This window comes from Acetobacterium sp., from assembly GCF_039830195.1.
Taxonomy (GTDB): domain Bacteria; phylum Bacillota; class Clostridia; order Eubacteriales; family Eubacteriaceae; genus Acetobacterium.
In genome coordinates this window covers 118651-133091 of record NZ_JBDODG010000006.1, presented here as the reverse complement: position 1 = coordinate 133091, position 14441 = coordinate 118651, and the positions used below count along the sequence as shown (strand labels likewise).

15 protein-coding genes are annotated in these 14441 nt (G+C 42.3%); 7 read left to right on the top strand and 8 right to left on the bottom strand.

Annotated features, from left to right (window positions below):
- Window positions 1-60: 60 nt before the first annotated feature.
- A complete protein-coding gene (locus tag ABGU93_RS01800; protein WP_347411793.1) occupies window positions 61-894 on the bottom strand; it encodes a MetQ/NlpA family ABC transporter substrate-binding protein in 834 nt (277 codons plus the stop codon).
- Between the two features lie 328 nt (window positions 895-1222).
- Here ABGU93_RS01800 and ABGU93_RS01795 point away from each other — a divergent pair, with 328 nt between their 5' ends.
- The gene (locus ABGU93_RS01795; protein ID WP_347411792.1) at window positions 1223-1918 is read left to right on the top strand and encodes a glutamine amidotransferase; all 696 of its coding nucleotides are present in this window, start codon (window positions 1223-1225) and stop codon (window positions 1916-1918) included.
- An 87-nt stretch (window positions 1919-2005) separates the two neighbouring features.
- On the opposite strand, the gene larE is transcribed toward ABGU93_RS01795, so the two are convergent.
- Entirely contained in the window at window positions 2006-2812 is an 807-nt protein-coding gene (larE, locus tag ABGU93_RS01790; protein ID WP_347411791.1) for an ATP-dependent sacrificial sulfur transferase LarE, read from the bottom strand.
- 327 nt (window positions 2813-3139) lie between these two features.
- Between larE and ABGU93_RS01785 the strand changes: the two genes are divergently transcribed.
- From ABGU93_RS01785 to ABGU93_RS01760, 6 genes are all read left to right on the top strand, one after another.
- Window positions 3140-3472, top strand: coding sequence for a winged helix-turn-helix domain-containing protein (locus ABGU93_RS01785; protein ID WP_347411917.1), 333 nt, complete (start codon window positions 3140-3142; stop codon window positions 3470-3472).
- A 40-nt stretch (window positions 3473-3512) separates the two neighbouring features.
- Window positions 3513-4280 (top strand): EFR1 family ferrodoxin, encoded by a 768-nt coding sequence (locus ABGU93_RS01780; RefSeq protein WP_347411790.1) that lies wholly within the window; start codon window positions 3513-3515, stop codon window positions 4278-4280.
- 159 nt (window positions 4281-4439) lie between these two features.
- Window positions 4440-5162, top strand: a complete 723-nt coding sequence (locus ABGU93_RS01775; protein WP_347411789.1) for a DUF2786 domain-containing protein — start codon at window positions 4440-4442, stop codon at window positions 5160-5162.
- Between the two features lie 179 nt (window positions 5163-5341).
- The gene (locus tag ABGU93_RS01770; RefSeq protein WP_347411788.1) at window positions 5342-6223 is read left to right on the top strand and encodes a VOC family protein; all 882 of its coding nucleotides are present in this window, start codon (window positions 5342-5344) and stop codon (window positions 6221-6223) included.
- A 233-nt stretch (window positions 6224-6456) separates the two neighbouring features.
- Entirely contained in the window at window positions 6457-7077 is a 621-nt protein-coding gene (locus ABGU93_RS01765) for an L-2-amino-thiazoline-4-carboxylic acid hydrolase (protein WP_347411787.1), read from the top strand.
- A gap of 116 nt (window positions 7078-7193) precedes the next feature.
- Complete coding sequence (locus tag ABGU93_RS01760; protein WP_347411786.1) at window positions 7194-8711, top strand: methyl-accepting chemotaxis protein; 1518 nt, start codon at window positions 7194-7196, stop codon at window positions 8709-8711.
- A gap of 77 nt (window positions 8712-8788) precedes the next feature.
- Here the strand turns inward: ABGU93_RS01760 and larC are convergent, their stop codons facing one another.
- The 6 genes from larC to lipB form a co-directional block, all read right to left on the bottom strand.
- Window positions 8789-9940, bottom strand: coding sequence for a nickel pincer cofactor biosynthesis protein LarC (gene larC, locus ABGU93_RS01755; protein WP_347411785.1), 1152 nt, complete (start codon window positions 9938-9940; stop codon window positions 8789-8791).
- A gap of 49 nt (window positions 9941-9989) precedes the next feature.
- On the bottom strand, window positions 9990-10739 hold the full coding sequence (larB, locus tag ABGU93_RS01750) for a nickel pincer cofactor biosynthesis protein LarB (protein ID WP_347411784.1): 750 nt from the start codon (window positions 10737-10739) through the stop codon (window positions 9990-9992).
- Window positions 10740-10786: 47 nt separating this feature from the next.
- Window positions 10787-12646, bottom strand: coding sequence for a non-ribosomal peptide synthetase (locus ABGU93_RS01745; RefSeq protein ID WP_347411783.1), 1860 nt, complete (start codon window positions 12644-12646; stop codon window positions 10787-10789).
- A 33-nt stretch (window positions 12647-12679) separates the two neighbouring features.
- Window positions 12680-13423 (bottom strand): SDR family NAD(P)-dependent oxidoreductase, encoded by a 744-nt coding sequence (locus tag ABGU93_RS01740; protein ID WP_347411782.1) that lies wholly within the window; start codon window positions 13421-13423, stop codon window positions 12680-12682.
- 4 nt (window positions 13424-13427) lie between these two features.
- Window positions 13428-13664, bottom strand: coding sequence for a lipoyl domain-containing protein (locus tag ABGU93_RS01735; protein ID WP_347411781.1), 237 nt, complete (start codon window positions 13662-13664; stop codon window positions 13428-13430).
- Between the two features lie 79 nt (window positions 13665-13743).
- Entirely contained in the window at window positions 13744-14439 is a 696-nt protein-coding gene (lipB, locus tag ABGU93_RS01730; RefSeq protein ID WP_347411780.1) for a lipoyl(octanoyl) transferase LipB, read from the bottom strand.
- Window positions 14440-14441 lie beyond the last annotated feature (2 nt).

Genomic DNA, 14441 nt, shown 5'->3' with positions numbered 1-14441 from the left:
TTCTGTAAGATTTAAGGCAAAAGCTCAGTTCTTTAAAGCAACTGAGCTTTTGTTAAAATTTTAATAGTCAGATGGTCTTTGGAAAGAAACATATTGTTTGCTCGGGTCTTCAATTACTTTTTTAAAGGCATCGGATTCGATTGCAGCAATGACATCTTTAGCAAAATCTGAATCTTTATCTTCAGTTCGGACAGCGACACCATTAATGTAGCCCTCAGACAGTTTTTCATTATAAAGGGCGTCAGAAAGGTTGAGTCCAGAACTGAGTGCATAATTACCGTTAATCACGGCAATGCCGACACTGTCAAGACTTCTTGGTAATTGGGGCGCTTCGATTTCGACAAATTGAAGGTTTTTAGGATTGCTGGAAAGGGTGTTTTGAGTGGCTGTTTTAGGATCAACAGCAGGGTCGATGGTAATAATATTGGTTTGAGCCAAGACTCGAATAGCTCGGGATAAGTTCGTTGCATCATTTGGTATCGCAACGGTAGCACTATTTTCGATATCATTGATGGTTTTATACTTTTCAGAGAAAATTCCCATTGCGGCGGTTGGCACTTCTTTGATAAAAGTTAGGTCTAAGCTATTTTCTTTAGCAAAATTGGTTAAGTAGGTAGAATGCTGAAACAGATTGAGATCAATTTCACCAGCGGCTAAAGCTTTGTTTGGCTGAACGTAGTCTGAGAATTCGACGATTTCAACGGTGTAGCCTTTTTCTTCTAAGGACGGCTGAATTGCTTCGGTGAACATATCGCCATATGGTCCGGCACACACGCCCACTTTCAAGACCTTTTCTGGTTCAGTGGTGGCAGCACTTGATGAAAAACAACCAGTGAGGGCAATAAGCAAAATGCTGATAATTGTAATAAATCCGATAATTCGTTTAATTTTCATTTGATATCCTCTCTTTTCTAATCATAAAATTTACAGTCGTTCTGGTTTATCTACAACATAAATTAGTGAATAAGACAACATCTGGATTTCATCATGGGGCTACCTCCTTTTATATCATAGTAATAATATATGTTTAATGTGTTTTATTATAACAGCATGCGATTGCGATTGCAATAGAAAAAAACACATAAAACATATAAAAATAATATGAATAAAAATAAATAACTTTTAAAGATATTGCTATTGACAATTGTTTGATTTTTATTTAAAATAAAAACATATATGAAAAGTATGAAATAAAAAGCGTTTGATTGGAGGAGGAACGATCATGAAAAAACTACTCATTATAAAAACAGGATCATCGGATCAACATGTGATCAACAAATGTGGAGATTGCGACATGCGTATTGCTCAATGTGTTGGGATACCGTATGATGATATCCGTGTAATTTCGGTTTATGAAAATGCAGTACCGATCCTGCCTGATGATATTGCCGGCATTATTATTACCGGTTCCCCTTCAATGGTAACTGCTTTGGAACCTTGGGGAGTTGCCACTGCTCAATGGCTAAAGCAGGTTGTTAAAATGAATATCCCTGTTTTAGGTATCTGTTTTGGACATCAATTGCTTGCCCATACCTTTGGTGGTTCGGTTGACTATCATGAACTGGGAGAAGAAAAGGGAGAGGTTGAGATTCGTCTTACTGAAGAAGGCAAGAAAGACCCATTACTGGGAGTATTACCGGAACATTTCAGTGCCTATGCATCTCACTTTCAGACCGTTACCAGATTACCTCAAAATGCAGTGATATTAGCTCAAAATGATTTTGAATCAACCCATGCCTTGAGATTTAAGGATAATGTATGGGGCGTTCAGTTCCATCCGGAATGTGTTGGAGATGTATTTTGTAATACGGTGGAACATAAAACATATGGCATGGCTTTACTCAGGCGTTTTTATGAATTAGCGATAAGCAATTCTGGCAAGGAAACCACAAATGAAAGTAAAACGGCAGTTTTATAAATAAAGCAGATTTAAAAATAAAACAGACAATAATATAAAAAGGGATCGATATAAACATTTGATTTATATCAATCCCTTTTTATATTATTACAGCGTTTCGTTCATGCTGCCAGTTCGATAGCCTTTTAAATCAAGACCGATATAAGTGAAGCCAATGGTTTTAAAACGATCATGAATTTTATTTCGGTTATTCTTATCCAATAAGACATCAAAACCGGCTTCATCGGTTTCGATCCGGGCCAGGTCGCCATGATAGCGAACGCGAACCTGATGGAAGCCAAGATCAAGAAGATATTGTTCCGCCTGGTCAATCATCTGCAGGCGATCAGGGGTAATGTTCTCGCCATAGGGGAATCGGGAAGACAGACAGGCAAAGGATTGTTTGTTCCAGGTTGGCAGGTTCAATTCCTTTGACAGCTCACGGATTTCATTCTTGGAAAGTTTGGCAAACCGCAACGGACTTTTTATACTCAACTCGGTTACCGCTAATAGTCCCGGTCGATAATCACCATCATCGTCGGTGTTGGAGCCTTCAACAACGTACTTTAATTTCTGAAGAGTCGCAATTTCTTTGATCTTGGTAAAAAGTTTGGATTTGCATAAATAGCAGCGATTCTTGGGATTGTGGGAAAAACCTTCTATGTCGAGTTCTTCCGAGTCAATAATAAAGTGATCGGCTCCGAATTCTTCAGCATAGGCGGTAGCTTCCAGCAATTCACGCTGGGGAAAGCTCTCCGACCGGGCTGTCACTGCGACAGCATTTTTACCTAAAACGTCATAGGCTACCTTTAGTAAAAACGTCGAATCAACCCCCCCGGAAAATGCCACTGCCACACTTTCCAGTTCTGCTAAGTAGTTTTTTAAAGCTTGGTATTTATTAGTCAGGTTATCCATAATACACTCCTTAAACGTAATCATAGTAACTATATATGATTAATATTTTATGTTATTTTCAATCCGTTGTCAAGCTTGATTATAGGGAATAAATGGCATAAATAAGCGAACTATATAAGGTTGCAGCCAGCAGTTTAAAAACCGATGAAATAATTTCAAATGAAAAAATTATAATTCAATTATATTATCAGAGGTCATTTTTTAGTAGGATCAATGTGAATGGTCTTGAATTTCTTTCCCGATGTTGATAAAAACATTTAAACATGTATACTATAATTAATGGTTTAATGAATTGAACCGTTGAACGGAGGATTAGACTTGCAAGACATGAGTAAAGAGCAAAAAGCACTCATCGAGAATTTTAAAGACTGCCAACCACTGCTCACCGCTATCGGTGACGAAACGCGGCAGCTCATTATCGCGGCAATTATGGAAAGTGGGTGCTACCCGGGTATTAGGGTAGGGGACATTACAAAAAAGGTCAATCTGTCCCGACCGGCAGTATCCCATCATATAAAAATTCTGATGGATGCAAAAATTGTTAATGTCAATAAGCAGGGAACCATGAATTTCTATTATCTGGATCCGGGAAAAAGTAGGTTGTTAGATTTAAAAACACTGGTGGAGCATATTGAACGATTAATGGGGCAATGCAAGTAAACTAGAATGACATATCAAGAAAAAAATAAAGGAGAATAAGATGATATTTTATTTTACAGGAACAGGTAACTCGTTCTATGCAGCAAAGAAGATTGGTGATGAGCTGGGAGAAGACCTCATTGACATAACCGCTGCAATGAAAGAGAAATCATTTATTTACAAGCTTTCAAGCAATGAAAAAATTGGTTTTGTTTTTCCCGTTTACTTTTATGGAGTACCTTCAATTGTGGTCGATTTTATTACTGAACTGAAAATTGAACAAAATCTGGAAGCGGGACTAAAACCATATGTATTTGGCGTGATGACATGCGGTGGTGGTATGGGTGGAACCCCGAAAATGCTGGAAGAGCTGTTGGAAAAGCATGAATTACCTTTGACTGCTGCGTTTGAACTCAAGATGGCCAGCAATTACATTATGATGTACCAGCCAACTGGTCCTGACCTGCAGAAAAGAATTCTGAACTCGACAGATGAAAAATTAGCCGATATTATTGCAGCCATTTCGAAAAATAGGCAGGATGATGGCAGCAAGCGAAAAAAATCATTTTTGACCAGAGTTGCCTATCCGCTATATGTGCATGGCCGAAAAACGAGGCTTTTTTATGCTGATGAAAAGTGTAATGACTGTGGAAAATGCGAAAAAATTTGTCCGGTTTCTGCCATTGAAATGGCGAATAACAAACCGGTTTGGACGGCGAAACAATGTACCCACTGCTCAGCCTGTATTAACCGCTGTCCTCAGGAAGCGATTCAGTATGGCAAGAAAACATTAAAGTGGCGACGATTTGAAAATCCCATCCTAAAATAATTAAGAATCCATAAATTTATTCGTCTTCGTTCTTGACAGTTTGAGCCATAGCAAATAAAATAAGAGATATAGAATAAAATGATATTTAATTAAGATGTATTCTATATTGAAATGTTTGTTTTTGGCAAAAAAGCAGAAAGTTCAAAACGAGGAAGAAAAATGGAAGCCAATATAAAAGATCGAATTAAAAAACTGTTAGCCCTTGGTAAAAGTCCCAACCCCAATGAAGCAAATTACGCTATTCTAAAAGCAAAAAAGCTGATGGTTGAGTATAAATTGACGGAACGGGATTTATTACGATACGACGAAAAACCCATTAAGGTTGATAGCAATATTTATTATACTACCCGGAGAGAGCACTGGATGACTGGTCTGGCTGATGTTATTTCAGAAAACAATTGTTGTGTATTCTATATGATCACGCCGCCTGGTACCCAACGGCACTACATTATTTTTCATGGCTATGAAGAGGATGCCCTAATCTGTAGCAGTATCTTTGCCTATGCGGTTGATTGTGTACGCTCTCAGTTAAAGGCAATCAAAAAGGTCATGAAACTCGATGAAAAGCCAAATGCAATTATTAACGAAGCTTGTGAAACTTATGGCAAGGGTTTTTATGAGGGGCTGGATGATGCTTATACAACTCAGGATTTTGAACATCAGGAATGGGGCCTGGTGATGACGGTTCCGCCGGAAGTTAAAGAAATTCTCAAACCAATGGAACATGCCCAACATAAAGAGAAGAACCATGAGGATCATTACTCTTTTTATGCGCAGGGTTATCGCGAAGGCAAAGTATTCACCGCCCAAAACAAATTGGAAGAAGTTAAGGCAGAAGCTACAGAAGAAGCTAATGAAAAAGCAAATCAAGAAGCTGTCTAGAAATCAAATGCGATCAAGGCAAAAAACCGGCAACTCATTTAAAAACAAGTTGTCGGTTTTTTTCTTGATGATTATGATTCTTATGATAAAATAGAAGAAAATAGACGGATATTAAAGTTGCATAATGAATTGTAAGCCCGGCAGAAGTTTGATCACGGAAATTGGAAGGAGAACTAGAGATGCAAAAAATTGCTACACATTTATGGTTTGACAAAGAAGCAGAAGAGGCGGCAGAATTCTATATGTCCTTGTTTAAGGAAGCTAGGCTTAAGGATAAAACCGTTCTGAATGACACCCCCTCTGGAACTGCAACAATGCTCACCATCGAGCTGGCAGGGCAAGATTTTATGCTGATTTCGGCAGGTCCCTTTTTTAAATTCACGCCGGCGGTATCCTTTCTGATAGCATGTGATTCCCAAGAAGAAGTTGATGCGTTATGGGAAAAATTAAGTCCAGGGGGCGAAGTGCTGATGCCCCTTGATCGTTATCCATTCAGCGAAAAATACGGTTGGGTAGCTGATCGTTATGGTTTGTCCTGGCAAATTATGGCTGTCGGCGGGCAGGAAATAGCCCAGAAGATAACCCCGACTCTGATGTTTGTCGGAGACCAATGCGGAAGGGCCGAGGAGGCCGTAAACTATTATGTGTCCCTATTTGAAGATTCTCAAGTTAGTGATATTTTAAGATATGGCGAAGCTTCGCTGCTTGATAAACCGGAAACAATTCAACACGTTGAATTTACCCTTGCGAGGCAAAAATTTGCGGCCATGGACAGTGCCTATGATCATCAGTTTACCTTTAATGAAGCCATTTCATTTGTTGTCAACTGTGAAACCCAGGAAGAAATCGATCATTTTTGGAATGCCCTTTCGGCCGTACCAGAAGCCGAACAATGCGGCTGGCTAAAAGACCGTTATGGGTTTTCCTGGCAGATTGTTCCTACTATCATGAAGGAGATGATGAAAGACGACGATCCGGAGAAGTTAGCCAAAGTGACTGCGGCATTTCTGAAGATGAAAAAGTTTGATATTGAGGAATTAAAAAAAGCCTGGAAATCGTAAAATAAATAGAAAACCATCATAGTTTTCAGAAGAATCTGTTCAAAGTAACAGGTTCTTTTGCTTTTAGTCTTGAAGGATATGGTGGGTATGATAAAATAAAACTATGATTAAAATGTGTTCAAAGTGATGTAGTGGATGCAGATAAAAACTCAGTAGCGGAGAAACAGATGATGAAAGAAAAAAAAGAAAAGAGAAACAGAGATGTTTTTAAAAAGACGAGACTCCCAAATCTTATGGATACATTAATTGTGTTATTTGGTGAAATTAAAGGACGGTTTTATTATAAAAAAGCTGTAATTATTTTAGAGAATGAACTTCAGAGCATTGAAGACAGAGGAAACACAGTTGTTGACAAACATTTGAGAACATCTATTTTGCCTGGTTATGCCTGTTATCGTGGGCTTATCGAAGGTGGTGTTTCCCGGGAAGTGGCTTACGCTATTGTTGAAGAAGAAATTGGAACGGCTGCCCTGCGGATGGGAACCATTTCGGAATTGCTCAGCGGTCTGCCATTTTTTTATCCATTATTTAAACTTTTGATCAAACCCATCATCAAACGGGGATATCCGAAGGAAGGCTGGACCATTAACTGGAAAGAATTCAGTCGGGATCGAATTTATTTTCACATTACCACCTGTTTATACTGCGAGGAACTTGCAAAAAGAGATGCGCTGGAACTTTGTCCGGTATTTTGTAATTCAGATCATGTCGCCTATGATCCTTTAGCACCAAGAATTCAGTTTCGTCGCAATTGGACACTGGCAACGGGGAATGAATTATGTGATTTCTGTTTTAAGAATGGAAAAACAGTGACTAAAAAAGTGGAAAAATATGGGGTTCATAAAAAAAAATAAAAATTCACAGATTATTGTGATTATATACAGGATGCTTGCAATTTTTGTTTATCAGTGCGTTAATTGGTTAAAAAGATAAGATAAGCCAACATACTTACCGATAAGGAGAATGATTGATGAAATTCAAGTATAAGATTGTTGCCCTGTTTGTCACGGCCATTGTTTTTATCAACCTGGGAATCGGTGTTTACGCAGTTAATAGTATGCAGCAAAAAGCTCTTGGGGCTGCCCAGGAAAAGTTATTAAGTGATGCCACCATGGGAAATGCCCTGATCGAACAGCAATTTCCTGGGGATTGGTCGGTAAATGATGGTAGCTTATACAAAGGTGCCATCAAAATGAATGAAAACTTTGAAATCGTTGATAAAATCGGTGAATTAACAGGTGATACAGTAACAATTTTCCAGGGAAGTACCCGGGTAGCAACTAATGTGAAAGATGAAGTGGGCAACCGAGCAATCAATACTCAAGCCACTGATATTGTCAAAGAAACGGTGTTAAATAACGGCGAAACCTATATCGGAGAAGCAAATGTGGTGGGGGTATGGAACCAAACAGTTTATCAACCGATTAGAAATGCAAATGGAGATGTTATTGGTATCTGGTACGTCGGGATACCAAATACAATTTATGATCGATTGACGGCGGACTTCAGAAATATGCTGATTTTATTTTCGATTGTTGCAATTATGCTTGCAAGCATAGTGATCTGGATTATCACCGATCGGATGACCAAACCACTGGTGATGTTGGAAAATGTGACAAATAAGGTCGCCCAGGGTGATTTGACACAAAAAGTCGAAGCCGTGAAAAACAATGACGAAATAGGTGCTCTGGCATCTGCTTTTGAGTGGATGATCAGAAATATGCGGTCAGCTTTAACAAGAATAGCTAATTCTTCTGAAGAAGTAACTATGGGTGCCCAAAATATATCGACGGCCAGCACCTCGTTGTCAATCGGAGGAACAGAACAAGCCAGCTCCATCGAAGAATTAACGGCTTCAATCAACGAGATTTACGAACAAACAAGAGTCAATGGCAAGTGTGTTGATGATGCTATTGATTTGGTTAGCAGTGCCCAGCTCAAAGTAACTAGCGGTGACCATGAAATGCAAAAGATGCTTTTATGCATGGATGATATCAATGAGTCATCTCGAAATATTGGGAAAATTATTAAGGTTATTGATGAAATTGCCTTTCAAACCAATGTGTTAGCCTTGAATGCCAGTGTTGAAGCCGCTCGAGCCGGGGAACACGGAAAGGGTTTTGCCGTTGTCGCCGGAGAGGTCAGAAACCTTTCGATCCGAACAACAGATGCAGTCAAACAAACCAGTAGTTTGATTGAAGCGTCGGGAAAAAATGTAAAAATTGGTATAGAGGTGGCTAATCGGATGTCAGAAGCTTTAGAAGAAATCAAGTCGAGTATGAAAGAAGTGGAAACACGGATTGAAGCAGTTGGCAAGGCTTCGGAGATGCAAACTCAGAGTATCCATGAAATTAATTCAGGCATCAACATAATTGCCGGTGTGGTCCACACCAATTCGGCAACCTCGGAACAGACCGCCGCCGCCAGTGAAAAGCTCTTCAACCAGGCAGAAATACTGAAAAAGCAGACCAGTCAGTTTAAACTTTAATAAAAACGATTATCGATAGCAAAAAACACGACTCGGAAATTTAATCTGAGTCGTTTTTATTGTGGCGATTTAAAAAGTTATTTTAATTTTTCGACCATTTCCAGTACTTCCCAAAGTGATTTACCCGATTCCTGAGCGATTTTTTTGACATCCTCATATTCTGGGGTGGCCCGGGTAATTTCACCCTGCTGGGATATTTTGATGGTGACCTCACCGAGTGGGGTAATAATTTTTTTAAAATGCCGGTGCATGCAGGTTCGTTCCACCGGATACTTGCGAATGCCAATTGTGGAAGTCTCTTTTAGAATGATTTCTTCAATCAGTGGCAACTTGGTTTCGCTGCATAAAACCGTCAGGTGGATGCCTGGGCGGTTCTTCTTCATATATACCGGAGTGTAGAAGGCATCCAGGGCGCCCTTTTGCAGTAAAACTTCCAATACATAGCCAGCCATTTCGCCGGTCATATCATCAACATTGGTTTCCACAACCATGATGGTGTTGGATTCGGATTTTCGTCCCTGAATGATCCGCAGGGCATTTAAAACCCCAAAATCCTTTCCGCCAAATCCGTAACCGGTCTTTTCCGGGATAAAACTGGGGGTATTGGGGGAGAAGGTGGCCAGTTCAGCCAGAATGGCAACCCCGGTGGGAGTGGCTGATTCGCCGTCAATCGCCTTGGAATACATTTCAAAATTAGATTCACATAGGATTTCAGCGGTGGCTGGAGCAGGCACTGGCAGGAGTCCATGGGCACAGCGGACCCAGCCGCTGCCAACATTTATTTTGGAACCATAAACCAGATCCGGTTTCAATGCGTGGTAACAGATGGCGGCCCCGACGATATCAACAATTGAATCCAGCGCACCGACCTCATGGAAATGAACCCGCTCAACGGGGACATTATGAACCTTGCCTTCGGCTACGGCCACTCGCATAAAAATAGCCAGTGCAGTCTTTTTTACCTCGTCCGAGAGGGTTGAATTTTCGATGATCTCTTTAATGTCGTTAAAGTGCCGATGATGGTGCCGGTCTGCTTCCAGGATCACATGACAGCGGGTGCCGGAAATCCCTTTTTTCATGGTGGCTTCAGCTTCAATGCGAAACCCGCTAAGATTCAGCTTTTTCAGTTCGTTGTCAAGGTAAGCCGGATCAATACCCAAATCAATAAAGGCTCCTAAAACCATATCCCCACTAATACCGGAAAAACAATCGAAAAATATAACCTTCATGGACAATTCTCCTTCTTTGGGCCACGCCCTGATGAAATTTCGCTTATGTTTATAGTTTGTTAATTTTTGACGCCATACAGGCAGCCCCAAAACCGTTGTCAATATTGACGACGCCGATTCCGCTGGCGCAGGAGGTCAGCATCCCCAGTAAAGCGGAGATGCCGCCAAAGCTGGCGCCGTAACCGATACTGGTGGGAACGGCGACGATGGGTTTATCTGTGAGACCGCCGACCACTGAGGCCAGAGCTCCTTCCATACCGGCCACCACAATAATCACCTTGGCATGATTGATAATCGGTACGTTGCCTAACAACCGATGGATGCCGGCCACCCCGACATCATAGAGCCGCTTGACCTGATTGCCCATCACCATGGCGGTGACGGCCGCCTCTTCAGCAACCGGAATGTCTGAGGTTCCGGCCGTGACTACGAGAATGTAATCATCGGTAGTTTTGTATTCTTCACGTTTGACAACGACCGAACGGGCTTCCTCGTAATAAATGGCATCAGGCGTAATGGATTTGATGGTGTCGAAGACATCCCGTTCAGCCCGGGAAGCGAGAATATTGCCAGTTGAGCGTACCAGCATGTTTTCGACAATCCCCTTAATCTGGTTCAGCGACTTTCCGGGACTGTAAATCACTTCAGGATAACCATTTCGCAGCTCCCGATGATGGTCCACCTTGGCATAGGAAAGATCTTCGTAGGGCAGCGTTTTCAGCAGCTCCAGAGCGGTATGAACCTCGCATTCCTGGTTTTTGACGTCTTCCAATAATTTTGTTAATTGATCTACATTCATAATTGTCTCCATTACTGCTGATGAGTCAGCTGAATATTAATAATTTGTTAAAGAGTCTGGATATAATTGGTCATTTCTGTTAAGGTCAGGTGGTTGCGGATCTGATTGGTGTTCATTTTAATCCCATAGGTCTTTTCCAGTTGGTGAATCAGATCAATCAGACCAAGCGAATCACCGCCGAGATCAAAGACAAAATGACTGTCCAGCGAAATCATTGCCGGCGAAATTCTCAGAATGGTAGCCCAGTAATCGGCCATCTCTTTGTATGGGCCATCCAGGGCTGATTCAGTAATGCTTCCTAACGGGATGGCCAGATCGTAATCGCTGTATTCGCCGTTTTCCCAGGCAACAGCCAAAGCCAGACGGTTGATTTTTCCGGAGGTGGTCTTGGGAATTTCATCAACGATTACGCCCCAGGTGATGGGAAGCTGCCAGGTGGCAGAAATAGACTGACCGGCAAGGGTTAAGGTTTCCGGATTTTTCGAATCACTGAAGAGAATCAGGCAGTTTTCCTGAGTGGTCCGGTCTTTGCCCTGAACAACAATCAGGTTGGTATTTTCGGGTAATGCCTGCTTGCCGGTTTTCTCCAGATCCGAGACCAGATAATTCTCGCCGTTAACGATAATAATATCTTTATAGCGGCCAAATATATTCAACCAGCCATTTCTGAAAAAGCCCAGATCGCCAGTGTTAAACCAACCATTTTCATCAACACCGGTGGGAGCATTTTTGTTTTTAGAATAATAACCTTGCATGACATTGGTTCCGCGAATATGAATCAGACCCAGATATTCCGGTTCCAGAATACTTCCGCTAAGATCTTTGATGACCACTTCGTTGCATTCATCCAGTATACCTACTGACATGCGGCCGATGGTATCATCATCGGGATCACAGAAGAATAGCTTCTCACCAATGGCGATACCGCTACCCAGAAAATAATCCATCCGGAACGGCGAACCATAGGGGGTGTAGGCTACGCCCATGGTGGTTTCGCTGAGGCCGTAGGCTGGTTTCAGGGTATCTCTGGTCCAACCCATCGGGGCTGTTTGAGCTTCGAAGGAGGTTAAAGAAAGGGGGTTGACATCCTCGCCACCGCAAAAACAGATATAAACGGTAGCGAGATTCACCGCCCGATTTTGTTTAACGCCGACCTTTAGCAATAGTTCAATACCAAACAAGGCCGCTCCGGTAACGGTGGCGGAAAACTGGGAGAGTTTTTCCAGCCAACGGTTGGGGTTTTGGACAAACTGCAGCGGGCTCATTAAATACTGGGGGAAGTTGTTGACAATCGGAACCAGATGATAGCCGACAAAACCGAAACAATGGGATAGTGGCAGCCAGCTCAAATAGCGTTCCTGAACGTTGTCCCGGACGATGATACTGCTGGCAATACCGCCTTCCAGGAGGTTGCGGGTAGTCAGAACAGCACCTTTAGGATCGGAAGAGGTGCCGGAGGTAAACTGAATCATCCCGGGATCCGTGTCGCTAACTGAAGCGATAGTTCCCGGGGGTGATTCGACCAAAGCCCGAAATATCAGCAGGTTGTTTTCGAAAAGGGTGGTTACGCCTTCCAGATCACTGACAATGATGGGATTGTCCAGCGTGGTCAGCACACTTTGCAGGTAAGACCGGGATTTTTCATCCTGAGCCAGGGGCAGGATGGCGGGGACCATACCACCGAGGATGCCAGCCCAGAAACAGGTGATCTGGGCTTGGATGCTTTTTAGCTGAAACACCAGTAGGGATCCTTTTTTAAGACCAAAAGACTGATAACCGCCGAGGACTTTCATGGCATTCTCAAAAAGCGTGGCGTAGGTCTGAGTGAATTCCTGGCCGTCCGCCTCCAGATAAGTGATGGTCACATCACTATTTTTTAGCTTGATAAACGAGTCTTGTATATTCATGGAAGTCTCCTCAATAATTTTGTCAGATTCGCACTAGATCATGGTATAGCCACCATCGATGGCAATGGTCTGGCCGATGATATAATCACTGCCCGATGAACAAAGAAAAGAAATAATCCCCAGCAGGTCTTCTTCAGTTCCCAGTCGGCCAGCCGGCGTATTTTTGGTATGCTCGGTCAGCGCGTATTTGGGAAAATTAGAATTAGCCATGTCGGTTTCAATAACCCCCGGAGCAATGGCATTAACCTGAATGTTGAGCCGGGCGGCTTCCCGAGCCAGGGCTTTAGTAAAGGCAATGACGCCACCTTTGGCGGCGGAATAATGGGTAAACCCAAGTCCGCCAACCCGACCGGCAATGGAAGCCACATTAATAATCTTGCCCCGCTTCTGCTTTTCCAGGACCTTGTAAACCGCGTGAGTGGCGATAAAGGTGCCGGTTAAATCAATATCGATTACCGCTTTCCAGTCTTCCAGGGTCATGGCACTGAAGGTTTTTACCGGGAAGATCCCGGCGTTGTTGATCAGGACATCGATTTTGCCGTAGGTTTCCATAACAATGTCGACCATTTTGATGGCATCTTCTTCGGAAGATATATCACATTGAACAGCGATGCATTTGGTCGGCAGTTTTTCGGCGGCAGCCTTGGCAGTTTCAATATTTCGACCAATAATAACAATATTGGCGCCTTCATTGCTGAGATATTCGGCAAAAGAATAACCAATTCCCCGGGAGGAACCGGTGATGATAATAACCTTATCCTGATGTATACCAGCCATGTTCTTAACCCTCAATTTCGCCAATAATCTGGCCAACTAAAACCCGGTCATCTTCTTGCGCCAGGATGGCGGAAAGAACACCGTCGGCAGGTGATTCAATGTAGATAGAAATTTTATCGGTGGCAGCTTCAGCAATGTTATCGCCTTTTTTAACGGTATCACCAATAGCGACAAGCCATTGTCGTAAATTGATTTCTTCGGCGCCTTCGGCAAATTCGGGGATAGCAATTTCGTATTTCATTTCAGTTCTCCTTAAAATTTAGTTTTTTTTATTTTGTACCAACAACAAACTGATCTAAGATCGATACGGAAATTTGTTGTTAATGACAATCAATTTCATCAAAAGTTATTTTTGTAGTTTGAGTTCCAAACATCGCATCAAAGGCCAGAATGAACCGGTCCCGAAGTTCGGACAGAGTAATGGGGGGGCATCCACAGGTTGCCATGGAGATTACACCCTTATCTTCAATACCGCAGGGAATGATGGTTTTAAAATGCTGGAGGTTGGGGTTGACATTGATTGATATGCCATGGATGGTAACCCCGTGTGACACTGCAATTCCCAAGGCCGAAATTTTTTTATCCTCGCCGGTATCAGGATCGACAACCCAGACCCCACTGCGACCTTTAATACGTTTTCCGTTGAGATTGTAATGATCCAAAAGGTTGATCACAATCTGTTCCAGACAGCGCACATACTGGTGGGCACCTTTGACATACTGATCAAAATGAAGAATCGGCGAAACAATGAATTGGCCGTGACCGTGATAGGAAATATCGCCACCCCGACTAACCTCGGTCAGTGCAATACCCATCCCAGCCAGTTCTTCAGCAGAATAGAGGAGATTTTTTTCCTGGGTTCCCCGTCCCAGGGTGATTATGGGGTAGTTTTCCTGAAAAAGCAGGGTGTCTGTTCCGGTCCCATCCACACATTTTTGGTGGAGTTTTTCCTGAATGACAAAGGCGTCTTGATAGGAAATCAGTCCCAGGTCAATCCAGTTGAGGTTTTTTTTCATGC

Excerpts from the sequence above, each read along its gene's own strand:
- ABGU93_RS01800 (WP_347411793.1), bottom strand. The coding sequence starts at position 894 with ATGAAAATTAAACGAATTATCGGATTTATTACAATTATCAGCATTTTG.
- ABGU93_RS01795 (WP_347411792.1), top strand. The coding sequence starts at position 1,223 with ATGAAAAAACTACTCATTATAAAAACAGGATCATCGGATCAACATGTG.
- larE (WP_347411791.1), bottom strand. The coding sequence starts at position 2,812 with ATGGATAACCTGACTAATAAATACCAAGCTTTAAAAAACTACTTAGCA.
- ABGU93_RS01785 (WP_347411917.1), top strand. The coding sequence starts at position 3,140 with ATGAGTAAAGAGCAAAAAGCACTCATCGAGAATTTTAAAGACTGCCAA.
- ABGU93_RS01780 (WP_347411790.1), top strand. The coding sequence starts at position 3,513 with ATGATATTTTATTTTACAGGAACAGGTAACTCGTTCTATGCAGCAAAG.
- ABGU93_RS01775 (WP_347411789.1), top strand. The coding sequence starts at position 4,440 with ATGGAAGCCAATATAAAAGATCGAATTAAAAAACTGTTAGCCCTTGGT.
- ABGU93_RS01770 (WP_347411788.1), top strand. The coding sequence starts at position 5,342 with ATGCAAAAAATTGCTACACATTTATGGTTTGACAAAGAAGCAGAAGAG.
- ABGU93_RS01765 (WP_347411787.1), top strand. The coding sequence starts at position 6,457 with ATGGATACATTAATTGTGTTATTTGGTGAAATTAAAGGACGGTTTTAT.
- ABGU93_RS01760 (WP_347411786.1), top strand. The coding sequence starts at position 7,194 with ATGAAATTCAAGTATAAGATTGTTGCCCTGTTTGTCACGGCCATTGTT.
- larC (WP_347411785.1), bottom strand. The coding sequence starts at position 9,940 with ATGAAGGTTATATTTTTCGATTGTTTTTCCGGTATTAGTGGGGATATG.
- larB (WP_347411784.1), bottom strand. The coding sequence starts at position 10,739 with ATGAATGTAGATCAATTAACAAAATTATTGGAAGACGTCAAAAACCAG.
- ABGU93_RS01745 (WP_347411783.1), bottom strand. The coding sequence starts at position 12,646 with ATGAATATACAAGACTCGTTTATCAAGCTAAAAAATAGTGATGTGACC.
- ABGU93_RS01740 (WP_347411782.1), bottom strand. The coding sequence starts at position 13,423 with ATGGCTGGTATACATCAGGATAAGGTTATTATCATCACCGGTTCCTCC.
- ABGU93_RS01735 (WP_347411781.1), bottom strand. The coding sequence starts at position 13,664 with ATGAAATACGAAATTGCTATCCCCGAATTTGCCGAAGGCGCCGAAGAA.
- lipB (WP_347411780.1), bottom strand. The coding sequence starts at position 14,439 with ATGAAAAAAAACCTCAACTGGATTGACCTGGGACTGATTTCCTATCAA.